A 24,149-nucleotide genomic window follows, 5' to 3' on the forward strand; every position below is an offset into this window, starting at 1 on the left:
GAATCCAGCGTCTTTTGCGCTGCGTTGAAGCCGAAGACAAAGTCACTGGGTTCCCGCCTTCGCGGGAACGACAACAGAAGGAACAGACAAAGTGAGCAAGCAAGACAAGCCGCTGGTCGGCGTAGTGATGGGCAGCAGTTCCGACTGGGACGTGATGCAGCACGCGGTGGCCATGCTGAAGGATTTCGGCGTGCCGTTCGAGGCCCAGGTGGTGTCCGCGCACCGCATGGCGGACGACATGTTCCGCTATGCCGAGAGCGCGCGCAGCCGCGGCCTGCGCGCCATCATCGCCGGTGCCGGCGGGGCCGCGCACCTGCCCGGCATGATCGCCGCCAAGACCATCGTGCCGGTGTTCGGCGTGCCGGTGCCGTCCAAGTACCTGCGCGGCGAGGATTCGCTGCTGTCGATCGTGCAGATGCCCAAGGGCGTGCCGGTGGCCACCTTCGCCATCGGCGAGGCGGGTGCCGCCAATGCCGCGCTGCACGCGATCGCCACGCTGGCCGCCACCGACGAGGCGCTGGCCGGCGCGCTGGAAGCGTTCCGCGCGAAGCAGACCGAAGCCGCGCGCGCGATGACGTTGCCGTTGTAATGCTGCCGCTGTAATCATCCGGACCTCCCACGGAACCGAGCAATGCCTACCGATATCCATCCCTACCTCTCCGAAGCCCATACGCCGGAATCGCGCGCCGAGTTCGGCGTCGACCGCCCCGACGCGCCAATCCTGCCCGGCGCGTGGCTCGGCATGCTGGGCGGCGGCCAGCTTGGCCGCATGTTCACGCATGCGGCGCAGGCGATGGGATATCGCGTGTGCGTGCTCGACCCGGACCAGGACAGCCCGGCGGGCTCGGTGGCGGACAAGCATATCTGTGCGCATTACACCGACGAAGGCGCGCTCGCCGAGATGGGCAAGCTGTGCCAGGCGGTGAGCACCGAGTTCGAGAACGTGCCGTCGCTGTCGCTGGACCGGCTGGAGCAGCTGGGCGCCTTTGTCGCGCCGCGCGGCTACTGCGTGTCGATCGCGCAGAACCGCATCGGCGAGAAGAAGTTCTTTGCCGCCTGCGCCGAGCGCACCGGCGTGCCGCCGGCCCCGCACTGGGTGATCCAGCACGATGCCGATATCGACCAAGTGCCCGACCACGTCCTCCCCGGCATCCTCAAGACCGCGCGCATGGGCTACGACGGCAAGGGCCAGGCGCGCGTGAAGACGCGCGACGACGTGCGCGCCGCGTGGAACGCCATGCAGCACGTGCCGTGCGTGCTGGAGCAGATGCTGCCGCTGGCCTATGAGGTATCGGTGCTGGCCGCGCGTGCCGCGGACGGCGCCACCGCCACCTGGCCGCTGGCCGAGAACGTGCATCGCGACGGCATCCTGTTTTCGACCGAGATGCCGTCGACCAGTGTCTCGCCGGACATCGCCGACCGCGCGCGCGCCGCGGCCGCGGCCATCGCTACTGAGATGGGCTATGTGGGCGTGCTGTGCATCGAGTTCTTCGTGCTGACCGACGGCTCGCTGGTCGCCAACGAGATGGCGCCGCGCCCGCACAATTCCGGCCATATCACCATGGACGCGTGCGAGACCAGCCAGTTCGAGCAGCAGGTGCGCGCCATGGCGCGCCTGCCGCTGGGCCGCACGCGCCAGCACTCGGCCGGCAAGATGCTGAACCTGCTGGGCGACGTGTGGTTCGAGTTCGGCCTGGAACGCACGCCGGCCTGGGACGAAGTGATGGCGCAACCCGGCGCCAAGCTGCACCTGTACGGCAAGAGCGATGCGCGCCCGTCGCGCAAGATGGGGCACGTCAACTGCGTGGGCGAGCATGCCGAAGCGGCCGACGCCGCCTTTGCCGCCGCCGCGCGGGCGCTGCACATCCCGCTCTGATATCCCGCTCTGAAGCCATAGCTCCAAGGAATACGATGTCGCCGCGCATGCCCACGGCCGCTGAACTGGACGAAGCCGTCCGCCTGCTCGAGGCCGGGCAACTGGTCGCCTTTCCCACCGAGACCGTTTACGGGCTCGGCGCCGACGCCGAGAACCCCGAGGCGGTCGCGCGCATCTTCGCGCTCAAGGGCCGGCCGTCGAACCATCCGGTGATCGTGCACGTGGTCGACGGCGCCGATATCGGCTACTGGACCGACGCGGTCCCCGAGACCGCGCGGCAGCTGATCGAGGCCTTCTGGCCCGGCCCGCTGACGCTGATCCTGAAGCGCGCCGCGCATATCCACCCGGCCGTCGCCGGCGGCCAGGACAGCATCGGCGTGCGGTGCCCGTCGCACCCGGTGGCGCAGGCGCTGCTGGCGCGCTTCAAGCGCGGCCGCGGCGGCATCGCCGCGCCGTCGGCCAACAAGTTCGGCCAGGTCAGCCCGACTACCGCGCAGCATGTGCGCGATGAATTCGGCGACGCGGTCTATGTGCTGGAAGGCGATGGCGTGGAGGTGGGGATCGAATCGACCATCGTCGACCTGTCGCGGCTGGATCAGGGCATCGGCCCGGTGCTGTTGCGTCCGGGGGCGATCACTGCGGCGATGATGGCGCAGGTATTGGGCGCGGCCCCGCTGCCGCCCGATGCCGCGGCACCGCGCGCTTCAGGCACGCTCAAGGCGCACTACGCACCGCACACGCCGCTGCTGCTGGCCGATGCGCAAGCCGCTTCGGCGCAGCTGGCCTTGCTGCCGGAGGATGCCCGCGTGGCGTGGGTGGGCCGGGCGCCGCTGGTGGACCAGCGCTGTACGTGGGTGCAGGCGCCGGGTGACGCGGCGGCCTATGCGCGGGAGTTGTACCGGCTGCTGCGCAAGCTGGACAAGCAGGGCTATACGCAGCTGATGTTCGAGGTGCTGCCGGAAGGGCAGGACTGGGCCGGGGTGCGGGATAGGCTGGAGCGGGCCGCGGCGGCGTTTGGGGGGTAGGGCGGGCGGCGGCTTGTCGCTGGACCTACTTCGTTGAGGCGCCGGCCCTCACCCCAGCCCTCTCCCGCACGCGGGAGAGGGAGCACACAAGCGGGAAGCGAATGGAACCGGGCTGGCTGACCACCTCAGCACGCCGGCGGTTTGCTCCCCTCTCCCGCTTGCGGGAGAGGGGCGGGGGTGAGGGCCGGCGCATGCCAAGCACGCTGCCGCCAACTCACCCCAGCAGCCTCAAGGCCGTATAAACCGCCATCCCCACCAGAATCATCCCCACCATCTTCCGCGTCAGCACGTAGAACAACGTCGCAGCAATCCCCGCCATCAGCTTGTAGTTGGTAAGCGCCAGCGTGAAATGCCCCTGCCACGTCATCAGGTCAGGCAGGATGATGGCCGCCAGCGCCGCGGCCGGCGCATAGCGCAGCGCCCGCTGGATGCGGTCAGGCACGCTCACATGTTCGCCAGCCATCAGGAACAGCGCGCGCGTGATCACGGTGACCAGCGCCATGCCGACCAGCGCGATCCAGATTTCGGTATGGCTCATGCGCGGTCTCCCGGCGGCACGTCCGCCGCACTACTGGTCGCGGGACTGGCCGCAGGCGCACGCTTGCGCCGATTGATGCCGCGCAGCGTCGCGCGTGCCATCAGCTCATCGCTGGCCATGCCCGCGGCGAGCGCGCCGACCACCGCCACCACCAGCCCAAGCCGGTACGGCAGGTCGAAGCACAGCAGCGCCAGCACTGACGAGATCACCACCGCCATCAGCGTCGAGCGCGAATTGATGGTGGCGATCATCACCGGGATCAGGGCCATCGTGCCCGCCAGCCCCAGTCCCCAGCTGTCCGGAAACACGCTCGCCAGCACGATCCCCAGAATCGACGACACCTGCCACATGGCGAAGTTGGTCAGCGCCATGCCCCAGAAGTAGCCTTCCTTGCCTGGCTCATGGCCGGGCGTGCTGTACTTCTGCATGAAGTAGACGAAGTGCAGGTCGCCGTTGAAGAAGCCCAGCACCGTGCGCCGCGCCAGCGTCAGGTAGCTGAAATGCGGCTGCATGGCCGCGCTGAAGATCACGAAGCGCAGGTTCACCATGGCCGCGGTCAGCCAGATGGTCCACAGCGGCAACCCGGCCGCGAACAGCGGCAGCACCGCCAGTTGCGCCGAACCGGCATAGGCCAGCAGCGACATGCCGATGGCCTCGGGCACGGTCAGCACGGATTTGCTCATCGCCACGCCCGTGACCAGGCCCCAGGAAAACACAGCGGGCAGGGATGGGGCAAAGCGGCGCACGCCGTCGAAAAAGCCGGCGCGTTCGGCCGGTGCGAAGCGATGCCAGAGGCGCAACCACACCGGGGGTTGTCGGGAAGTCATGTCAGAGGAAGAGGGGCAATGCAGGCCCGGGGCCGAGGGCCGGCCCGGAAGGCTGCCGCCGCAGGACGCGGCCGGCACCCTGGCATTATAAGGTGGGATCGCGCGCTGGTAAGCGGCCGCTTAACAAAATGCCGCCGCAGCGTTGGCGTCAGAGGGCCTTGAGAACCCTCAAGGTGCGCCGCGATACACCCACTGCAGCAGCGCGTCGTGGGCTTCCTGCGCCTGCGCGGCGTTGGGATGGTTGATCATGCTCACCACCACGTAGCGGCCGCCGTCGGCAGCATCGACATAGCCGGCCAGCGCGCGCACATCGGCCAGCGTGCCGGTCTTCAGGTAACCGTTGCCGGCGGCATGGGCGCGCGTCAGGCGGTTGCGCAGCGTGCCGTCGACGCCCAGCACCGGCAGCGAATCGATCAGCGCCGGCCCCACGTCGCTGGCCGCGGCCTGCTGCAGCAGGCGTGCCATGTCGTAGGCGCTGATCCGTTCCGCGCGCGACAGGCCCGAGCCGTTGTCCAGCACCAGGCCGGGCATGTCCAGCCCCTGGCGCGCCAGCCAGCGCTGCACCACGCGGGTCGAGCGCCCGGTGCTGGCCGGGCCGCCGCGGTCGATCTCGGCGCCGATGGTCAGGAACAGCTGGCGTGCCATCACGTTGTTGGAGTACTTGTTGATGTCGCGCACGATGTCCGCCAGGGGCAGGCCGTAGTGGCGCGCCAGCAGCACCGCGCCGCGCGGCACCTTGCCGCTGCGCAGCCCGGGCAAGTGGGCAAAGGTCCCGCCGGCGCGCTGCCACTCGGCGACAAAGCCGCCCCAGGTGAATTCCGCATGCGACAGCGTGGCGATATTGAGCACGTGCTCGCCGCAGTCGCTGGCATAGTCGCCGGAGAACGAGGCCAGCACGGTGCCGTCGGCTTGCGGCAGCACGGCCGGGTTGGCGCTGCTCTGCCAGTCGCCGCAGCGGCCGCTGGTCAGCGTCAGCCGGTTGTCCAGCTTGAGCTGGGCCAGCTCAGGCGTGACGCTGACCGCCACGGTCCGGGTGGCCGGGTCCGGCGTCAGCGTGAACGACAGCGTCTTGAAGGCATAGAGCAGCGCGTCCGGACCGACGTTGTAGGCGCGCTGCACCTCGCCGTCGATGGTGCCGCTGCCGTCCAGGCCGTCGGCAAAGTAGCTGCGGTCCAGCACCAGGTCGCCATTGATGGCGGTGGCGCCCGCGGTGCGCGCCTTGGCCACCAGCTTGGCCATTTCCTCGGGCACCAGCTTGGGGTCGCCGTGGCCGCGCAGGTAGACGTTGCCGTTGATGGTGCCGTCGGCGGCAGGCTGCGCGTCGGCATAGAGCGAGGTCTGCCAGCGGTAGTCGGGCCCCAGCAGCTGCAATCCGGCGAAGGTGGTGACCAGCTTCATGGTCGAGGCCGGGTTCATCGGCTGCTGCGCGTTCCAGCTGGCACGGGCAGTGCCGGCGCCCAGCCTGACCACGTAGAAGCTGGCCGCCGAGGGCGGCACACCGGCGTGGCGCAGCGCCGCGGCCACCGGGGCCGGCACGCCGGCGCGTACCAGCGCCGGATCGGCTGCCGCCTTCGGAGCCTTTGCAGGATTGGCGGCTTTGGCTGCCTTGGCGGGCGGCCTGGCTTGCGCCGGGGTGAGCGCCGGACCGCCGGCCAGCAGCACGGCGGCAAGGATGGGCGAGAGCAATGGCGACAGGCGGCGCAGCAGGGCGCCGGGTCGCGATGCATGAGGCGATGGGTTAAGCGCGGCGATTGTTCTTGGCATGGCGGCCATGTTAACGCATGGCCGCTGGCAAGCGGATGACAGGTTTGCCGGCTGCGCTTAGCCGGCGCGCGGCGGAGCCAGCCGTGCCAGCAGCGACTTCAGCGTGGCCTGCTCGGCCTCGGTCAGTGCCGAGCCGGCATGGGCGTCGTGCGCCACCACCACCTGCGTGGCCGCTTCCAGCGTGCGGCGCCCGGCCGTGGTCAGCACCAGGCTGTAGGCGCGCCGGTCGCCCGGTGCCGGGCGGCGCGCCACCAGGTTCATCTCTTCCAGCGCATCCACCAGCAGCACCGCACCCGAGCGCGCGATGCCGAGGATCTGCGCCAGCTCGGTCAGCTTCAGGTGCGGGTTGCGCGAGATGATCACCAGCGCCGAGAAGCGCGGCGGCGTGATCTGCCATTGCGCCAGCGAATGCACGAAGTCTTCGTAGATGCGGATCTGCGCGCGGCGGATGGCGTAGCCGATCAGGCTGTCGAGCACGCCGTAGTCGACGTTCGGCACATGCGGGTCGAAGCCGGCCTCGGCACCGTAGCTGGCAGCCGGATCCGGCGCGAGCGGGTCCCGCGCCTTGCGCCGCGCAGGCGCGGCGGTGGTGCTGCCCGCGCGCGCGCGGGCGGCGGGCGGTGTGGCGGATGCGTCGGAGCTCATTTGAGCAGTTTCCAGTTGCCGTTCTCGATTGTCAGCATAACGCGCCCGCGCTGGTCAAAGCCATAGTGGTCTTGCCCACTGTAATTGAGCACGCCGTGCGAAACCACGATGTCGCGCTCGGTCTCCAGCGCCGTGCGCAGCGCCTGGCGGAACGCCGGCGTTCCCGGCCTGGCGTGCTGGAGCGCCACCGGCACGATGCGTTCCAGCACCAGCCCGGCATCGTAGGCATGGGCGCCGAACTGCGTGGGGCTGTCGGCACCGTATTGCTTTTCATAGCGGGTGACGTCGTCGAGTCCCGGCTTGCGCACCGGGTCGCCCACCGGCAGCTGCTCCGGCACGATCACCGGCCCGGCCGGCAGGATCGCGCCGTCGACCAGGCGCCCGCCGATGCGGATCAGGTCCCTGGTGGCCGCGCCGTGGGTCTGGTAGATGGTGCCGCCGTAACCGCGCTCGCGCAGCGTGGTGTGCGGCAGTGCGGCACCGGTGCCGGCGCCGGCGATCAGGATGGCATCGGGTTTGGCGGCGATCAGCTTGATGGCCTGCGCGGTCACGCTGGTATCGGCGCGGCCGTAGCGCTCGGTGGCGATCAGGCGGATGCCGTTGGCCGTGGCGGCTTCGGTGAAGTCCTTCAGCCAGGTCTCGCCATAGGCATCGGCAAAGCCGATATAGCCGATGGTCTTGACGCCGTTGTTCTTGGCGGTGGCGGCCACGGCATTGGCCATCAGCCGCACCGGCTGCGCCAGCCTGAAGGTCCAGGCACCGTGCCCGGGCTTCAGTTCGATCGGCGAGAACGCCAGCTGCCCGGTCTGGGCTTCATCGGCCACCTCGGCAATGGCGATCGACGGCGCCACCGCGGATGAGCCCAGGATGATGTCGACCTTGTCCTCGGAGACAAAACGGCGCGCCACCCTGGCGCCCTGCCTCGGCAATCCGGTTGACCAGCGAGCGGGCCTGGCGGCGCAGCGGCTCAGAGAAGACCAGTCGCCGCAAGACGGGGGAGCCCCCCGGGATGATGCCTCCGGGGTCGGGAAAAACCCGCGCTCAGCCGAGCGCGGTGCCTTCCGGCTTGGCTTGTGCCTTCAGCGCGGGCACCGGGAAGACAGTGTCGTACAGCCAGTTGTACACCAGCGCGTAGACCATGTAGAAGCCGGCCACGGCGATGTCCATGATGAGCGCGTCGACCAGGCTGATGTCCAGGTACCACGCCACCGACGGCAGGAACACGATCAGCAGGCCGAGTTCGAACAGCACGGCGTGCAGCACGCGCACCGGCACCGACTTGCGCAGCTGGCCGGTGAAACGCAGCATGCCCTTGTCGAACAGCACGTTGTACAGGTAGTTCCAGCCGGTGGCGATCAGCGAGGCGACCGCGCCGATCAGGCCCATCTGGTGCAGTTCATAGCCGAAGGCCCAGCTGGCCAGCGGGGCGAAGATCAGCAGCCCGACCACTTCGAAGCCGACGGCATGGCGGATCCGGTCCCAGGTAGTGCGCATGGTTTCTCCTTGCAGCAAAAACGCGATGGAGCTTAGTCTATCTGCTGGGCAGGGATTGCCAAGTTGGATACTATCGTTAAAACAGATAGATACATCGCCAAAGATACTTATGAGTCTCTCCATCGAGCAGCTGCAGGCCTTTGTCGCCGCGGCCGACACAGGTTCGTTCTCGGCCGCCGCGCGCCGGCTGGGCAAGGCGCAGTCGGTCGTCAGCGCGGCGGTGTCCAATCTGGAGATCGACGCCGGCAATGCGCTCTTCGACCGCTCCGGCCGCTATCCTGTGCTGACCCCGGCAGGCGAGCGGCTGCTGGCCGAGGCACGCGTGATCCTGGAGCGTTGCGAGCATTTCCGCGGGGTGGCCAAGAGCCTGGGCGAGGGCGTGGAGACGCGGCTGGTGCTGGCGGTCGACGAGCTGTATCCGGAAGAAACGCTGGGCATGCTGCTGGTGGAGTTCTCCAGCCGCTTCCCGGCGGTGGAGCTTGAGCTTCTCTTCCCGCTGATGGAAGACGTCAGCCGGCTGGTGCTGGAAGGCGGTGCCGACCTCGGCATCATGTGGCGGCAGGAGGTGCTGCCGCCGGCGCTGGGCTTCCATGCGCTGGGCTGGGTGCCGATGCAGATCCTGTGCGCGCCCGGGCATCCGCTGGCCGGCCAGCGCGTGGACTGGGAAGAGCTCAAGCGCTACCGCCAGCTGATGGTCGCGACCCGCACCGACAGCGAAGAGAAGATGCGCCTGCGCGTGGCCGCCGACGTGTGGTGGGTGGAAAGCCAGTGGGTGATCGTTGAACTGGTCAAGCGCGGGCTGGGCTGGGCCTTCGTGCCGTGGCACGTGGTGGCCAACTCGCCGGCCGCGGCGCAGCTGGTGTCGCCGCCGCTGGCGTTCCAGCAGCAGGACTGGCCGGTGGCGATGGAACTGGTCTGGCACAAGCAGCGGCCGCTGGGCAAGGCCGCCACCTGGCTGCGCGAGCGCATCTGCCGGCAGCCGCTGCCGCGCGCGCCGGCGGCTAGCGCCGGCTGATGGGCTGGCTGGCGGGCTGACTGACCGGCGCACTGACGGGCTGCTCCGTGCCGCCCTGTGCCGGTCCGGCCTGCGCGCCAGGCGCATGCCAGCCGCCGCCCAGGGCCTTGATCAGCACCACCGCCGCCGTGTACTGGCGGCCGGTGATCGTCAGCGCGGTGCGCTCGGCGGTGTAGGCGCTGGTCTGCGCCGTCAGCACGTCGAGCAGGCCGGCGGTGCCGGCGCGGTAGCGGTTGTTCACCAGCGCCAGCGCCTCGCGCGCCGAACGCAGCGCGTCGTTCTGCACCACCGCTTCCTGTTCCAGCAGCCGCTGCGCGGCGAGGTTGTCCTCGACTTCCTGGAACGCGCCCAGCACCGTCTGGCGGTAGTTGGCCACGGTCTGGTCGTAGGCGGCCACCGCCTGCGCCTTGACCGCGCTGCGCAGGCCGCCGTCGAACAGCGTGCCGGCCAGCCCGCCGCCGATCGACCAGATCCGGTCCGGCAGCGACAGCCAGCGTGCCAGCGTGCTGGCGGTCAGGCCGCCGCTGGCCGACAGCGACAGGGTCGGGTAGTAGGCCGCCTGCGCCACGCCGATCTGCGCATTGGCCGACGCCATGCGGCGCTCGGCCGCGCCGATGTCGGGGCGGCGCTCCAGCAACTGCGACGGCACCGCGGCGGGCACGCGCGGCGGCGCGGCGCTGAAGTCGCCGGCCGCCAGCGTCAGCGCCGCGGGCGGCTTGCCGACCAGCACAGCAATGGCGTGCTCCAGCTGCGCGCGCGTGACCTGGATGTCGATCTGCTGCGCCTGCGCGCTCTTGAGCTGCGTTTCGGACTGCAGCACGTCCGAGCGCTGCGCGGTGCCGGCGGCGTACTGGTTCTGCACCAGCTGCAGCGACCTCTGGTAATCGGCCACGGTGCGGTCCAGCAGCGCCTTCTGCGCATCGGCCACGCGCAGCAGGAAGTAGCTCTGCGCCAGCGTCGCCTGCGTCGACAGGAGCGTCGAGGCCAGGTCGGCCTGGCTGGCCTGTGCGCTGGCCTCGCTGCCTTCGACCTGGCGCCGCACGCGGCCCCAGACGTCGATTTCCCAGGTTGCGCCCAGGCTCACGTTCTGCGCGTTGATCGTATTGCCGCTGGCGCCGCGCGAGCGCGAGGCGCCGGCCTGAGCATTGACGGTCGGGAAGAAGCCTGCACGCGCGGCCTGCAGCGACGCCACCGCCTGCCGGTACTGTGCTTCGGCGGCCTTGATGTTCTGGTTCGAGACCTGTACCTGCGACATCAGTGCATCGAGCTGCGTATCGCCGAACACGGTCCACCAGTCGGCGCGCGCCAGTGCATCCTGCGGCTCGGCGGGTTTCCAGTCGCCGGTCCAGGCGGGGGTGCCGGCATCGGCCTCCTTGAACGATTCGGAGACCGGCGCGTCGGGGCGCTTGTAGTCGGGGCCGACGGCGCAGCCGGCCAGCAGCAGCGCGCAGGCCAGCGGCACCGGGAGGGCGTGGGTCAGGAAGCGGGAAAGAACGGTCATAGGAACTCTTCGCATATCTAGACGGCGGCCGGCTGGTCGGGCGTGCCCGCATTGCCGCGGCGGCGCTGGCGCCAGGCCTTCACCTTCAGGCGCCAGCGGTCCAGCGTCAGGTAGACCACCGGCGTGGTGTACAGCGTCAGCAGCTGGCTCACCACCAGCCCGCCGACAATGGAGATGCCCAGCGGCGCGCGCAGCTCGGCGCCGTCGCCGCGGCCGATCGCCAGCGGCACCGCGCCCAGCAGCGCGGCCATGGTGGTCATCAGGATCGGGCGGAAGCGCAGCAGGCAGGCGCGGTAGATGGCGTCGCGCGGCGACAGCCCCTCGCGCCGCTCGGCTTCGATGGCAAAGTCGATCATCATGATCGCGTTCTTCTTGACGATGCCGATCAGCAGGATCACGCCGATCAGCGCAATGATGCTGAACTCGGTCTTCGAAGCCAGCAATGCCAGCAGCGCGCCGACCCCGGCCGAGGGCAGCGTCGACAGGATCGTCAGCGGGTGCACGTAGCTTTCATACAGCACCCCCAGCACGATATAGATCGTGATCAGCGCGGCCAGGATCAGGATCGGCTGGCTCTTGAGCGAATCCTGGAACGCCTTGGCGCCGCCCTGGAAGTTGGCCTGCAGGGTTTCGGGCACGCCGATGCGGGCCATCTCGGCCTTGACCGCATCGGTGGCCTGCGACAGCGAGTAGCCTTCGGCCAGGTTGAACGAGATGGTCGACGCCGCGAACTGGCCCTGGTGGTTGACGCCCAGCGGCGTGCTGGTCGGCTCCACCTTGGCGAAGGCCGACAGCGGCACGCGGCGCCCGTTGCCGGTGACCACGTAGATGTCCTGCAGCGCGTGCGGCCCCTGCAGGTATTCCGGGCTCAGCTCCATCACCACGCGATACTGGTTGAGCGGATGGTAGATGGTCGACACCAGCCGCTGGCCGAAGGCATCGTTGAGCACCGCGTCGATCTGCTGCGCGGTCACGCCAAGCCTGGATGCCGTATCGCGATCGATGACGACCGAGGTCTGCAGCCCCTTGTCGTTGGTGTCGGTATCGACGTCCTCCAGCCCCTTCAGGTTCGAGATGGCCGCCCGCACCTTGGGCTCCCAGTCGCGCAATACATTGAGGTCGTCGGACTGCAGCGTGAACTGGTACTGCGAGCTGCTCTGCCGGCCGCCGATGCGGATGTCCTGCACCGATTGCAGGAACAGGCTTGCGCCAGGCTCCTTGGCCAGCTTTACGCGCAGCCGCGCGATGACGGCATCGGCGGTTTCCTTGCGCTCCGTGAGCGGCTTGAGCGTGACGAACATCTGCCCGGTATTGCGTTGCGAGCCGCCGGTGAAGCCAGTCACGTTGACCACGGCCGGATCGGACTGGACGATCTTGATAAAGCTGTCGAGCTTGCCGCGCATGGCCTGGAACGAGGTGGCCTGGTCGGCACGGATAAAGCCGATCAGCCGCCCGGTGTCCTGCTGCGGGAAGAAGCCCTTGGGCACGATCACGTACAGCCACACATTGAGCGCGATCGTGGCCAGCAGCACCAGCCATACGATGGTGCTGTGGCGCAGCGCCACCCCCAGCGTGCGCGCGTAGCCGTCGTGCATCCGCTTGAAGACGCGTTCGCTGGCGCGGAAGAAGCGGCCCTCTTTCCCGGGCTCGATGGGGCGCAGCAGCCGCGCGCACATCATCGGCGTGGTGGTCAGCGATACCACCAGCGATACCAGGATGGCCACCGACAGCGTGATGGCGAATTCCTGGAACAGCCGCCCGACGATGCCACCCATCATCAGCAGGGGGATAAACACCGCGATCAGCGACAGGCTCATCGACAGCACCGTGAATCCCACTTCGCGCGCGCCGCGCAGCGCGGCGGCGAGCGGCTTCATGCCTTCCTCGATATGGCGCGAGATGTTCTCCAGCACCACGATGGCATCATCGACCACGAAGCCGGTGGCGATGGTCAGCGCCATCAGCGACAGGTTGTTCAGCGAGAACCCCGCCAGGTACATCACCGAGAACGTGCCGATCAGCGACACCGGCACCGCCACGCTGGGAATGAAGGTGGCGCGCACATTGCGCAGGAACAGGAACACCACCATGATCACCAGCGCCATCGAGATCATCAGCGTGTGCTCGACTTCGCGCAGCGAGGCCCGGATGGTGGGGGTGCGGTCCATCATCACATCCATCGAGATGGTGGCCGGGATCATCTTCTGCAGCTGCGGCAGCATCTCGGTGACGCGGTCGACCGTCTCGATGATGTTGGCGCCCGGCGAGCGGTTGAGCACCAGCAGCACCGACGGCCTGCCGTTGGCGGAGCCGGCGTTGCGGATGTCCTGCACCGAGTCGACCACGTTGGCTACGTCCGACAGGCGCACCGGCACGGCAAAGGCGTTCGGCCCGCTGGTGGCGCGCTTGCCGCCGGTCGCGCCGCTGGTGATGGTGGTGGTGCCGCTGCTGGTGGTGAGGGTAGTCACCGTCACGCCGTTGACCACCTTGGTGCTGACGCCGCCGCTGGCCGTTGCGCTGGCCGTGCTCGCGATCAGCGCGCCGGCCGAGGCCGACGAGAAGGTGCCCGGCGTGGCGTAGCGGATGATCAGCGGCATGTAGTCGTCCGCCTTCATCGCCTGGTCGTTGGCGTAGACCTGCCAGTTATTGGTGTTGTTCTCCAGCGTGCCCAGCGGCCGGTTGGCATTGGTTGCGCTGATGGTGTTGCGCACGTCCTCCAGCGAGACGCCGTACTTGTTGAGCGCGGTGGGGTTCAGTTCCACCCGCACCGCCGGCAGCGATGCGCCGCCGATGGTGACCTGGCCCACGCCTTCCACCTGCGACAGCTTCTGCGCGAGGATGGTGGAGGCGGCGTCATAGAGCTGGCCGCGCGTCATGGTCGGCGAGGTCAGCCCGATGATCATGATCGGCGCGTCGGCCGGATTGACCTTGCGGTAGGTCGGGTTGCTGGGCAGGCTGGTGGGCAGCGTGGCGCGCGAGGCGTTGATGGCCGCCTGCACATCGCGCGCCGCGCCGTCGATATTGCGCGACAGGTCGAACTGCAGCGTGACGCGCGTCGAACCGAGCGAGCTGCTGGAGGTGATTTCCGTCACGCCGGCGATCGTGCCCAGCGCCCGTTCCAGGGGCGTGGCCACGGTGGCGGCCATGGTCTCCGGACTGGCGCCGGGCAGCGAGGCCGACACCGAGATGGTCGGGAAGTCCACCTGCGGCAGCGGCGACACCGGCAGCAGGCGCAGCGCGGCCAGGCCCGCCAGCAGGATGCCGATGGTCAGCAGCGCGGTCGCGACCGGCCGGTGGATGAAGGCGGCGGACAGGTTCATCGCGCCCCCGGCCCCTGCGGCAGCGTGGGTGGCGCCGACGGGGGCTCGTCGCCCGTGCCGCCTTCTTCGGGATCGCCGAAGCGGCGCTTGCGCCAGGCCTTCATGCGGTAGGCGATACGGTCGAAGGCCAGGTAGATGACCGGCGTGGTGAACAGCGTCAGCACCTGGCTGACCAGCAGGCCGCCCACCATCGTCACGCCCAGCGGGTGGCGCAGCTCGGAACCGATGCCGGTGCCCAGCATCAGCGGCAGCGCCGCCAGCAGGGCCGCCATGGTGGTCATCAGGATCGGGCGGAAGCGCAGCAGGCAGGCCTGGAAGATCGCATCGCGCGGCGCCATGCCGCCTTCGCGCTCGGCCTCGAGCGCGAAGTCGATCATCATGATGGCGTTCTTCTTGACGATACCGATCAGCAGGATGATGCCGATGATCGCGATGATGCCCAGGTCCTGGCGCGCCACCAGCAGCGCCAGCAGCGCGCCGACGCCGGCCGACGGCAGCGTGGACAGGATGGTCACCGGGTGGATGGTGCTCTCATACAGCACGCCCAGCACGATATACATGGTCACCACGGCCGCCAGGATCAGCCACAGCGTGTTGGACAGCGAGGCGCGGAACGCCAGCGCGGCGCCCTGGAACTCGGTCTGCATCGAGATCGGCAGCCCCAGTTCCTGTTCCACCTTGGTGATCTTGTCTACCGCCGCGCCAAGCGATTCCCCGGGCGCCAGGTTGAACGAGATGGTCGCGGCCGGGAACTGGCCCTGGTGGTTGATCACCAGCGGGCCGGTGCGCTCGGTGATGTGCGCAAACGCGCCCAGCGGCACCTGCCCGCCCGACGACGACGGCAAGCGCAGCTCCGACAGCGACTGCGGGCCGGTGCGGAAGCCGGGCATGGTTTCCAGCACCACGCGGTACTGGCTGGACTGCGTGAAGATGGTGGACACCAGCCGCTGGCCGAAGGCACTGTAGAGCGCGCTGTCGATCACCGCGGTAGTGATGCCGAAGCGCGCGGCGGCGTCGCGGTCGATCTCCACGTAGGCGCGCAGGCCGTTGTTCTGCTGGTCGCTGGCCACGTCGCGCAGTTCGGGCTCCTGCTTCAGGCGCTCTACCAGCCGCGGCACCCAGGTCGCCAGCGTGGCGGGATCCGGGTCCTCGACGGTGAACTGGTATTGCGTGCGCGAGACGCGGTCTTCGATGGTCAGGTCCTGCACCGGCTGCATGTACAGCGACACGCCGCCGAGCCCTTCCACCGCTTGTTGCAGACGCTGGGTGACCACGCCGATCGGGTCGCGCTCGCCCTTGGGCTTGAGGTTGATCAGCATGCGCCCGGTGTTGAGCGTGGTGTTGGTGCCGTCCACGCCGATAAAGGACGAGAGGCTCTCCACCGCCGGGTCTTCCAGCACCACCTTCGCCACGGCTTCCTGCTTGCGGCCCATGGCCGCGAACGAGGTGGTCTGCGACGCCTCGGTGATGCCCTGGATCACGCCGGTGTCCTGCACCGGGAAAAAGCCCTTGGGCACCAGCAGGTAGAGCAGCACGGTCAGCACGAGCGTGGCGACTGCCACGATCAGCGTCGACTTCTGGCGGTCCAGCACCCATTCGAGCGCAACGCCGTAGCGGTGGATCACGTTGTCGAAGAAGCGGCCGGTGGCGCGGTGGAAGCGCGACTGCTCGGCTTCGGGCACATGCCTGAGCAGGCGCGCGCACATCATCGGCGTCAGCGTCAGCGAGACCACCGCCGAGATCAGGATCGACACCGCCAGCGTGATGGCGAACTCGCGGAACAGGCGCCCGACCACATCGCCCATGAACAGCAGCGGGATCAGCACGGCCACCAGCGAAAACGTCAGCGAGATGATGGTGAAGCCGATCTGCTTCGAACCCTTAAGCGCGGCTTCCATCGGCGGGTCGCCATCCTCGATGTAGCGCATGATGTTCTCGATCATGACGATGGCGTCGTCGACCACGAAGCCGGTGGCAATGGTCAGCGCCATCAGCGTCAGGTTGTTGATCGAGAATCCCGCCAGGTACATCACGCCGAAGGTGCCGACCAGCGACAGCGGCACCGCCACGCCCGGGATGATGGTGGCGGACACGTTGCGCAGGAAGACGAAGATCACCATCACCACCAGCGCGATCGCCAGCAGCAGTTCGAACTCCACGTCATGCACCGAGGCGCGGATGGTGGTGGTGCGATCGGTCAGCATCTGCACGTGCACCGACGCCGGCAGCGCATTCTGCAGCTGGGGCAGCATCGCCTTGATGCGGTCCACCACCTCGATCACGTTGGCGCCGGGCTGGCGCTGGATGTTCAGCACGATGGCCGGGTTGGTGTTGGCCCATGCCGCCAGGCGGCTGTTCTCGGGGCCGTCGACGATATCGGCCACGTCGGTGATGCGGATCGGCGCGCCGTTCTGGTAGGCGATGATGATCTGCCGGTACTCGTCGGCCGACTTGAGCTGGTCGTTGGCGTCAATGGTGGAGGCACGCGCCGGCCCGTCGAAGCTGCCCTTGGCGCCATTGACGTTGGCCGCGCCGATGGCGGTGCGCAGGTCGTCGATCGACAGGCCCAGCGACGCCAGCGCGGCCGGGTTGGCCTGGATGCGCACGGCCGGCCGCTGGCCGCCGCTGATGGTCACCAGGCCCACGCCCTGGATCTGCGAGATCTTCTGCGCCACGCGCGTGTCGACCATGTCCTGCAGCCTGGGCAGCGGCATGGTGTCCGAGGTCATGGCAATGGTCATGATCGACGCGTCGGCCGGATTGACCTTGCTGTAGACCGGCGGCATCGGCAGGTCGGCCGGCAGCAGGTTGCCGCCGGCATTGATGGCGGCCTGCACTTCCTGCTCGGCCACGTCGAGCGAGAGCGACAGCTCGAACTGCAGCGTGATCACCGATGCGCCGCCCGACGATGACGACGACATCTGCTTGAGCCCCGGCATCTGGCCGAACTGCCGCTCCAGCGGCGCCGTGATCGACGAGGTCATCACATCGGGGCTCGCGCCCGGGTAGAGCGTGGTGACCTGGATGGTCGGGTAGTCCACCTCGGGCAGCGCGGACAGCGGCAGCAGGCGGTAGGCCACCAGCCCGGAAAGCAGGATGGCCAGCATCAGCAGCGCCGTGGCGACCGGGCGCTCGATGAAGAGGCGTGACGGGTTCATGCGCGATCCTTACTGCTGCTGGCCGCGTGCGCCCGGCGCGCTGGCGCCGGCTTCGCGATGGCGGCGCGGTTCGCCGGCCGCGCCCGAAGCAGTTGCGGCGCTGGCGTCGGCGTGCGCGCCGCTGGCACCGCCGTCCCGGTTGCGCCGGCCGCGCCCGCGCGGCTGGCTGGCCGGCACCAGCGCGGCGGCGCGCGCTGCCGGATCGACGGCTTCGACGGTCATGCCTTCCTTGAGCCGGTCGGCGCCGTCCACCACCACGCGCTGGCCGGGCTCCAGGCCCTTGAGCACCGCGTTGCGGCTGCCGTCGCCCGGGCCGAGCGTGACCACCTGCACCTTGACCTTGCTGGCCTCGTCCACGGTGTAGACAAAGGTGCCCTGCTGGCCGCGCTGGATCGCGGCCACCGGGATCACGGTGGCGTCCCTGAGCGTATCGACGCGCGTGCGCACGTTGACGAACTGGTTGGGGAACAGCATGCCGTCTTCATTGGGGAAGACCGCCTTGAGCTTGACCGTGCCGGTGGTGGTGTCGATCTGGTTGTCGGTGGTCAGCAGCGTGCCTTCGCCCAGCTGGTTGCGCACCTGGCGGTCCCAGGCCTGTACCGGCAGCTTCTCGCCGGCATTGAGCTTTTTCAGCACCGAGGGCAGGTTGTCCTCGGGGATGGTGTACATCACGGCGATGGGCTGGATCTGCGTGATCAGCGCGATGCCGTTGGTGTCGCTGGTATTGACGATATTGCCCGGGTCCACCTGGCGCAGGCCGATGCGGCCCGACACCGGCGCCACGATCCTGGTGTAGCCCAGCTGCAGGCGCGCGTTGGCGACATTGCCCTGGTCGGTCTTGACCACGCCCTCGTACTGGCGCACCAGCGCGTCCTGGGTATCGACCTGCTGCTTGGAGATCGAGTCCTGGCCCAGCAGGGTGCGGTAGCGCTGCTGGTCCAGCCTGGCGTTCTGCAGCAGCGCCTGGTCGCGCGCCAGCTGGCCCACGGCCTGGTCCAGCGCCGCCTGGAACGGGCGCGGGTCGATCTCGGCCAGCACGTCGCCGGCCCTGACCATCTGGCCTTCCTTGAACAGCACCTTCAGCAGCGGGCCCGAGACTTGCACGCGGACGGTGACATTGGACACGGGGGTGACATTGCCCAGGCCGTTGAGCACCACGTCCATGTCGCGCCTGGCCACGGTGGCGACCACCACGGGCGAGCGCGGCATGCCGGCGCCGCCAGGGCCACCGCGGGCACCCGGGCCGCTGGCGCCACGCTGCGCGCTGGCTGTCCCGGCCGCGCCGGCGGGCGCCTGGTTACGGTGGGCGTGCCAGTACCAGGCGCCCCCGGCGAGCAGCAGCACCAGCACGCCGGCGATCAGCGGGCGCCCGCCGGTGCGCCGCGGCGGGGTGCCCTCGGGCGGACGCGAAGACGGGGTCGGGGAGGGAGTAGGTTGGCCTTGGTCGGGGTTGGACATGTCCGCAAATCCTGGGGGCGGCGCGCGCGGCGCGCCGGCAGTGTTCGGTCTGGCAAGTGACGATGCATGCAGTATGCCGCAACGCCAGATGCGCCGGCCGCGTCGCGTGGGAGGGCACGCCGCGGGCTGGCCGGCAGGCCGGAAAGTGCCGTGTGGCGCGCAATGCCGCGGCGCCGGTGGCAGGTCATGCCGCAAGGATAATGTGCTGGCCCGGGCGCCCGTGTTTCATGGCCCGGGGCTTTTATTACAGCGGATTACCAGCGCCCCGGGTGTAACCTCCGGAAACAAAACCGCCCGGCCAAACCGGCATGTGTGGCGCCGGGGCTGACTATCATGTGCCTATGCGAACGAACCAGCCTACCCAGATCCTCGTCGTCGACGACGATCCCGAACTTCGCGACCTGCTGCGCGAATACCTGAGCCAGCAGGGTTTTGCGGTCTCGGTGATGCATGACGGCGACGGCCTGCAGGCCCGCCTGGAGCGCGAACGGCCGGCGCTGATCGTGCTGGACCTGATGATGCCCAAGGTCGACGGCCTGACCGCGCTGCGCAACCTGCGCGCCAGGAACGACGATATCCCGGTGATCCTGCTGACCGCCCGCAGCGACGAGATCGACCGCATCGTCGGCCTGGAGATCGGCGCCGACGACTACCTCGGCAAACCGTTCTCGCCGCGCGAGCTGCTGGCGCGCATCAATGCCGTGCTGCGCCGCAAGCTGGCGCGCCCGGCGGCGGCGCCCGAAGACCGAGAGTCGGTCGCCTTCGGCCCGTTCCGCGTCAGTTTCCGCCAGCGCATGCTGACCCGCGCCGGCCAGGCGCTGTCGATCAGCGATACCGAGTTCGCGCTGCTCAAGCTGCTGCTGATGCATCCGCTGGAAGTACTGTCGCGCGAGCGCATCGTCGAGCTGATGTACGGCAGCGCCAGCGGCATCAGCGACCGCGGCATCGACGTGCAGATCTGGCGCCTGCGCCGGCTGCTGGATGAGGACGCGCAGCGCCCGCGCTATATCCAGACCGTGCGCGGGCGCGGCTATACCTTCGTGCCCGACGAAGCGGAAGAGATTCCCGCGGGCCTCCCCGAATAACGGCCGCCACCGCCACGCGCTGGCGCCGCTGGCGGATCAGCCACAAGACCTGTCTTCCGATGAAGTTGCGACGTATCGATACCCTGTTCGGCCGCATTGCGCTGCTGATTGCGGCCGTGCTGGTGATCAGTCATTTCTCCTGGCTGGCCATCCTGCGCATGGACCGCCGCCAGCAGCAGGTGGACTATTCGGTGGAGCAGATGCTGTTCCAGCTCGACAGCATCGAGCGCGCCCTGGATGCGCGCCCGCCGGGCAGGCTGCCCAGCCTGGTGGAGACCGCCGGCACCAGCGCTGCCGACGAGCACGCCACCGCACCCAAGGGCGGGCGCTCGCGCCGGCTGGTGGAGCAGTTCGTCAGACGGCTGCCGCAAGGCACCGAGATCCGCCTGGAGGATGAGACCACGCCGCGCATCTGGATCAAGCTGCCCAGCCGCGCCGACTGGATCGCCATGCCGATCCTGTGGGTCCACAACCCGCCGCCCGACAACCGGCTGGTGCCCGGCGTGATGCTGGTGGTGGGCGTGGCCATTGTCTTTGCCGTGCTGATCGCCTGGCAGATCCAGCGCCCGGTGCGCGACATGGCCAACGCGGCCGAGCAGCTGTCGCGCCAGCACGCCGTGGCGCCGCTGCGCGAGCGCGGCCCGCATGAGCTGCGCCAGCTGATCGAGCGCTTCAACCGCATGGTGGGCGACCTGGCGCGCATCGAACAGGAGCGCAACACCATGCTGGCCGGCATCGCCCACGACCTGAAGACGCCGCTGGCGCGGCTGCGGCTGCGCGCCGAGATGCTGGCCGATCCCAAGGCCGCAGCGGGGGTCACGCGCGATGTCGATTCCATGGCGGCCATCGTCGAACAGTTTTTGAGTTTTGCCCAGACCAGCGAGCCGACCGCGCGGCCGGTGCCGGTGGACCGGCGCGTCAACGAGCTGGCCGCATCGCTGGCCGAGCAGGAGCGCCAGGTGGTGCTGTCGCTGGGCGCGGGCGAGGGCTTCCGCATGATTGCCACGCAGCTGGACCGCATCGTCGGCAACCTGGTCGACAACGCCTATGCCTACGGCAAGCCGCCGGTGTGCATTGCGACCTCGCGCACGCCTGAGGGCTACCTGCTGGTGGTGGAGGACCAGGGCACGGGCATTCCCGACGGCGACAAGGATCGCGCCACGCTGCCCTTTGTGCGGCTGGACCCGGCGCGCGGCGGCAATGCGCATTCCGGGCTGGGGCTGGCGATCGTGGACCGGCTGGTGCGCCAGGCCGGGGGGAAGCTGAACCTGGTGAATGCCGATGGTGGCGGGTTCAGGGTCGAGATGCTGTTCGGTGCAGCCGCGGTGTGATGACCGCTTGTTTGCTCCCCTCTCCCGCTTGCGGGAGAGGGGCAGGGGGTGAGGGTAGGCGGTGGCATACCGACGGCTTTGACTTCGTTGTCACGCCGGCCCTCACCCCAACCCTCTCCCGCAAGCGGGAGAGGGAGCAAACCGCCGGCAAGCTGATGCTGTCTGCCGTTGCGCTTGCCAGGGATTTGCACGCCCCTCAAACCTTCTTCTTCTCGCCAATCCTGCTTTCCTTCCCGGCCAGCAGCTTGGCAATATTCTGCCGGTGCCGCGCAATCAGCAGCACGCTGATCACGAAGATCGCTCCCGTCATCACATCCACGCCGTTCATCAGCACATGGAAGACCGGCGCGAAGATCGCCGCCACCAGCGCCGCCAGCGACGAGTAGCGGAAGAAGAACGCGATGATCAGCCAGGTGGCCAGCGTGCCCAGGCCCAGGATCGGGTCGATGGCCAGCAGGATGCCGGCCGCGGTGGCCACGCCCTTGCCGCCGGCAAAGCGGTGGTACACCGGGAACAGGTGCCCCAGGAAGACCGCCAGCGCCACCATGGCCAGGCCGGTTTCGTTCAGCCCGTAGGCCGGCCCGAAGCGCGCGGCCAGCCACACCGCCAGCCAGCCCTTCAGGGCATCGCCGATCAGTGTCAGGATCGCGGCCTTCTTGTTGCCGGTGCGCAGCACGTTGGTGGCGCCGGGATTGCCGGAGCCGTAGGAGTGCGGGTCCGGCAGGCCCATCAGCTTGCTGACGACCACAGCGAAGGAAACGGAGCCGATCAGGTAGGCGGCGAGGGCGAAAAGCAGATTGGCCATGTGCAGTGGGGTGTTTTCAGGCTGGCGCGATTGTAGCGCGGCAGGGGCCTCGCTACGTCCGTGACTTCCCGGATTGGCATGGAGGCTGCTCTCGATATCGCCGCCGGAAACTCAGTCAGGCAGTGCGCACTGCACCGGCTGGGCGTCTACCAGCCCCGGCAGCAGCTTCGGGTCCAGGCTGACCAGGTAGCCGCGCCGCCCGCCGTTGATATAGATGCGCGCCAGTTCCAGCACGGTTGCTTCCACATAGACCGGCATGCGCTTGCGCGTGCCGAAGGGCGAGGTGCCGCCCACCATGTAGCCGCTGTGGCGCTGGGCCACGTCGGGCTTGCACGGCTGCACGCTCTTGCGCCCGGTCTGGCGCGCCAGGTTCTTGGTCGAGACCGAGCAGTCGCCGTGCATCAGCACTACCAGCGGCTGCGCGCGCTCGTCTTCCATGATCAGCGTCTTGATGACATCGTGTTCGGGCACGCCCAGCTGGCGCGCCGATTCACCGGTGCCGCCGTGCTCGACATAGTCATACGGATGCTCGCCGAAGGCGACGCCGTGCTTGCGCAGGTACTGCGTGGCGGGGGTTTCGGAAACGTGCCTGGTCTTGCTCATGACAGTGGAGGGTGCCCGCCCGCTCAGCCGCGCGGATGATGCTGCTGATGCAGCTCGCGCAGGCGTTCGCGGGCGACGTGCGTATAGATCTGGGTGGTGGAGATATCGGCGTGGCCCAGCAGCAGCTGCACCACGCGCAGGTCGGCGCCGTGGTTCAGCAGGTGCGTGGCAAAGGCGTGCCGCAGCGTGTGCGGCGACAGCGGCGCATGCACGCCGGCATCGCGCGCATGGCGCTTGATCAGGTGCCAGAACGCCTGCCGCGTCATGCCGTCGCCGCGCTGGGTGACAAAGAGCGCATCGCAGGCGCGCCCGGCCAGCAGCGCGGGGCGCGCGCTGGCCAGGTAGCGGCGCAGCCAGTCGCCGGCCTGCTGGCCGAACGGCACCAGGCGCTCCTTGTCGCCCTTGCCGCCGACCACGCGCGCCACGCCTTCGTTCAGGCCGATCTCGACGGTCTTCATCTGCGTCAGCTCCGACACGCGCAGCCCGCTGGCGTACATCAGTTCAAGCATGGTGCGGTCGCGCAGCCCGAGCGGCGTGTCAGTGTCGGGCGCTTCGAGCAGCGCGTCGACCTGGGCCTCGGTCAGGGTCTTGGGGTAGCGCGGCGGCTGCTTGGCCGGACGCAGCAGCAGGCAGGGATCGGTCTGGATCAGGTGTTCGCGCAGCGCCCACTGGTAGAAGCGGCGAAATACCGCCAGGCGCCGGTTGGCCGACGAGGCGCGGGATTGCGGGTGGCGCGCGCTGAAGTAGGCCGACAGCGCGCCGTCGTCCGCGCCCGGCAGCTCGCCGAGGTGTTCGTGCTGCAGCCAGCGCGCCAGCAGCGTCAGGTCGCGCCGGTAGGCGTCGATGGTGTTGCGCGAGAGGCCGTCCTCCAGCCACAGCGCGTCGCAGAAGCGGCTGACCAGCGCCACGTCGGCATCGCTCGCGGCGGCGATCTCGGGTGCCTGTGCGGCGCCGCTCATATCAGCATGGCGCCCTCATGACGCAGCAGCCAGCGTTTGACGTCGAGGTAGAAGCCGTCTTCGGCATGGTGCGAGAAGCCGCCGATGCCGCGCGCCGAGACCACGCGATGGCAGGGGATCACGATCGGGAAGGGGTTCTGCCCGCAGGCCTGGCCGACCGCGCGCGGCATTGCGCCGATGGCGTCGGCGATGGTGCCATAGGTGGTCACCGCGCCGCGCGGCACCGCGCTGATGGCCTGCCACACGCGCTGCTGGAAATCGCTGCCGGCCGGGGCCAGCGGCAGGTCGAAGGTGGCGTCCGGATTGGCGTAGTAAGCCTCCAGCTGCGCCGCGAGCTGTTGCGTCAGCGCATCCGCCGGGGCGCGTGCCTCGACGTGCTCGGGAAGGTACACGATGGCCCGGATGCGCGCGCTGTCCGTACGCACCCCGATCTTGCCGAACGGGGCGGGGAGGATGGCGTCATAGGTGGCGGGCATGGCGGTCAGGCTGGGGCGAATGCTGGATTTTAGTGCTTTTTGATGGGGGCAAGAAAAAAGGCCGCCTGGGTGGCGGCCTTTGGGCAATCCTGCTGTCGCGTTGGCGCTTGGAGCAGGCTCCCCTCTCTCGCCTGCGGGAGAGGGGTGGGGGTGAGGGCGGGCGCCGGCCGGAGCTATGAGACCCTCAAAAACCGAAGGCTCCGCTTGATATGGCGCCCAGCTAAACCACCCCTCACCCCGGCCCTCTCCCCATGAGGGGAGAGGGAGAA

The 24,149-nt window shown here is 68.9% G+C and carries 19 protein-coding genes and 1 pseudogene; 6 read left to right on the top strand and 14 right to left on the bottom strand.

Features of this window, described 5'->3' with window-relative positions; all coding sequences use genetic code 11:
• Nucleotides 1–91 precede the first annotated feature (91 nt).
• Genes purE through ACREYQ_RS02970 form a run of 3 tightly spaced genes read left to right on the top strand, consistent with a single transcriptional unit; the run spans nucleotide 92 to nucleotide 2,901 of the window.
• Nucleotides 92–589, top strand: a complete 498-nt coding sequence (gene purE, locus ACREYQ_RS02960; protein ID WP_432259308.1) for a 5-(carboxyamino)imidazole ribonucleotide mutase — start codon at nucleotides 92–94, stop codon at nucleotides 587–589.
• Nucleotides 590–631: 42 nt separating this feature from the next.
• Entirely contained in the window at nucleotides 632–1,876 is a 1,245-nt protein-coding gene (locus ACREYQ_RS02965; protein WP_432259309.1) for a 5-(carboxyamino)imidazole ribonucleotide synthase, read from the top strand.
• 35 nt (nucleotides 1,877–1,911) lie between these two features.
• Entirely contained in the window at nucleotides 1,912–2,901 is a 990-nt protein-coding gene (locus ACREYQ_RS02970; protein ID WP_432259310.1) for an L-threonylcarbamoyladenylate synthase, read from the top strand.
• Between the two features lie 214 nt (nucleotides 2,902–3,115).
• On the opposite strand, the gene ACREYQ_RS02975 is transcribed toward ACREYQ_RS02970, so the two are convergent.
• The 6 genes and pseudogenes from ACREYQ_RS02975 to ACREYQ_RS03000 all read right to left on the bottom strand — a co-directional run bounded on the left by ACREYQ_RS02975 (nucleotide 3,116) and on the right by ACREYQ_RS03000 (nucleotide 8,169).
• Entirely contained in the window at nucleotides 3,116–3,439 is a 324-nt protein-coding gene (locus ACREYQ_RS02975) for an AzlD domain-containing protein (RefSeq protein ID WP_432259311.1), read from the bottom strand.
• Nucleotides 3,436–4,266 carry an AzlC family ABC transporter permease gene (locus ACREYQ_RS02980; RefSeq protein ID WP_432259312.1) on the bottom strand — a complete coding sequence of 277 codons (831 nt, stop codon included), beginning with the start codon at nucleotides 4,264–4,266 and terminating at the stop codon, nucleotides 3,436–3,438. Before ACREYQ_RS02980 ends, ACREYQ_RS02975 begins: the two co-directional genes overlap by 4 nt.
• Before the next feature lie 168 nt (nucleotides 4,267–4,434).
• Nucleotides 4,435–6,039, bottom strand: a complete 1,605-nt coding sequence (gene dacB / locus ACREYQ_RS02985) for a D-alanyl-D-alanine carboxypeptidase/D-alanyl-D-alanine endopeptidase (protein ID WP_432259313.1) — start codon at nucleotides 6,037–6,039, stop codon at nucleotides 4,435–4,437.
• 48 nt (nucleotides 6,040–6,087) lie between these two features.
• Nucleotides 6,088–6,675 carry a MarR family winged helix-turn-helix transcriptional regulator gene (locus ACREYQ_RS02990; protein WP_432259314.1) on the bottom strand — a complete coding sequence of 196 codons (588 nt, stop codon included), beginning with the start codon at nucleotides 6,673–6,675 and terminating at the stop codon, nucleotides 6,088–6,090.
• A pseudogene (locus ACREYQ_RS02995) lies at nucleotides 6,672–7,601 on the bottom strand (ABC transporter substrate-binding protein); the annotation flags it as partial. The gene ACREYQ_RS02990 and the pseudogene ACREYQ_RS02995, both read right to left, overlap by 4 nt.
• Before the next feature lie 115 nt (nucleotides 7,602–7,716).
• Nucleotides 7,717–8,169, bottom strand: a complete 453-nt coding sequence (locus tag ACREYQ_RS03000) for a PACE efflux transporter (protein ID WP_432259315.1) — start codon at nucleotides 8,167–8,169, stop codon at nucleotides 7,717–7,719.
• A 109-nt stretch (nucleotides 8,170–8,278) separates the two neighbouring features.
• Between ACREYQ_RS03000 and ACREYQ_RS03005 the strand changes: the two genes are divergently transcribed.
• Nucleotides 8,279–9,184: a LysR family transcriptional regulator gene (locus tag ACREYQ_RS03005; RefSeq protein WP_432259316.1), complete on the top strand. Its 906-nt coding sequence runs from the start codon at nucleotides 8,279–8,281 to the stop codon at nucleotides 9,182–9,184.
• Here the strand turns inward: ACREYQ_RS03005 and ACREYQ_RS03010 are convergent.
• Genes ACREYQ_RS03010 through ACREYQ_RS03025 form a run of 4 tightly spaced genes read right to left on the bottom strand, consistent with a single transcriptional unit; the run spans nucleotide 9,171 to nucleotide 18,621 of the window.
• The gene (locus ACREYQ_RS03010; protein ID WP_432259317.1) at nucleotides 9,171–10,685 is read right to left on the bottom strand and encodes an efflux transporter outer membrane subunit; all 1,515 of its coding nucleotides are present in this window, start codon (nucleotides 10,683–10,685) and stop codon (nucleotides 9,171–9,173) included. The genes ACREYQ_RS03005 and ACREYQ_RS03010 overlap by 14 nt on opposite strands.
• A gap of 17 nt (nucleotides 10,686–10,702) precedes the next feature.
• Complete coding sequence (locus ACREYQ_RS03015) at nucleotides 10,703–14,005, bottom strand: efflux RND transporter permease subunit (protein ID WP_432259318.1); 3,303 nt, start codon at nucleotides 14,003–14,005, stop codon at nucleotides 10,703–10,705.
• Nucleotides 14,002–17,163, bottom strand: coding sequence for an MdtB/MuxB family multidrug efflux RND transporter permease subunit (locus ACREYQ_RS03020; RefSeq protein ID WP_432259319.1), 3,162 nt, complete (start codon nucleotides 17,161–17,163; stop codon nucleotides 14,002–14,004). Before ACREYQ_RS03020 ends, ACREYQ_RS03015 begins: the two co-directional genes overlap by 4 nt.
• Before the next feature lie 9 nt (nucleotides 17,164–17,172).
• Nucleotides 17,173–18,621 carry an MdtA/MuxA family multidrug efflux RND transporter periplasmic adaptor subunit gene (locus tag ACREYQ_RS03025; RefSeq protein ID WP_432259320.1) on the bottom strand — a complete coding sequence of 483 codons (1,449 nt, stop codon included), beginning with the start codon at nucleotides 18,619–18,621 and terminating at the stop codon, nucleotides 17,173–17,175.
• Between the two features lie 341 nt (nucleotides 18,622–18,962).
• Between ACREYQ_RS03025 and ACREYQ_RS03030 the strand changes: the two genes are divergently transcribed.
• Entirely contained in the window at nucleotides 18,963–19,706 is a 744-nt protein-coding gene (locus tag ACREYQ_RS03030) for a response regulator (RefSeq protein WP_432259321.1), read from the top strand.
• A 59-nt stretch (nucleotides 19,707–19,765) separates the two neighbouring features.
• On the top strand, nucleotides 19,766–21,037 hold the full coding sequence (locus ACREYQ_RS03035) for an ATP-binding protein (RefSeq protein ID WP_432259322.1): 1,272 nt from the start codon (nucleotides 19,766–19,768) through the stop codon (nucleotides 21,035–21,037).
• Between the two features lie 196 nt (nucleotides 21,038–21,233).
• On the opposite strand, the gene plsY is transcribed toward ACREYQ_RS03035, so the two are convergent.
• From plsY to ACREYQ_RS03055, 4 genes are all read right to left on the bottom strand, one after another.
• Nucleotides 21,234–21,842 (bottom strand): glycerol-3-phosphate 1-O-acyltransferase PlsY, encoded by a 609-nt coding sequence (gene plsY, locus ACREYQ_RS03040; RefSeq protein WP_432259323.1) that lies wholly within the window; start codon nucleotides 21,840–21,842, stop codon nucleotides 21,234–21,236.
• Nucleotides 21,843–21,953: 111 nt separating this feature from the next.
• Nucleotides 21,954–22,445, bottom strand: coding sequence for an aminoacyl-tRNA deacylase (locus ACREYQ_RS03045; protein ID WP_432259324.1), 492 nt, complete (start codon nucleotides 22,443–22,445; stop codon nucleotides 21,954–21,956).
• Between the two features lie 23 nt (nucleotides 22,446–22,468).
• A complete protein-coding gene (gene xerD / locus ACREYQ_RS03050) occupies nucleotides 22,469–23,404 on the bottom strand; it encodes a site-specific tyrosine recombinase XerD (RefSeq protein WP_432259325.1) in 936 nt (311 codons plus the stop codon).
• Nucleotides 23,401–23,880 (bottom strand): methylated-DNA--[protein]-cysteine S-methyltransferase, encoded by a 480-nt coding sequence (locus tag ACREYQ_RS03055; protein WP_432259326.1) that lies wholly within the window; start codon nucleotides 23,878–23,880, stop codon nucleotides 23,401–23,403. The genes xerD and ACREYQ_RS03055 overlap by 4 nt, the downstream gene beginning before the upstream one ends.
• Nucleotides 23,881–24,149 lie beyond the last annotated feature (269 nt).

The sequence above is a fragment of the Cupriavidus sp. TMH.W2 genome (assembly GCF_050847365.1).
In the GTDB taxonomy this organism is placed as follows: Bacteria; Pseudomonadota; Gammaproteobacteria; order Burkholderiales; family Burkholderiaceae; genus Cupriavidus.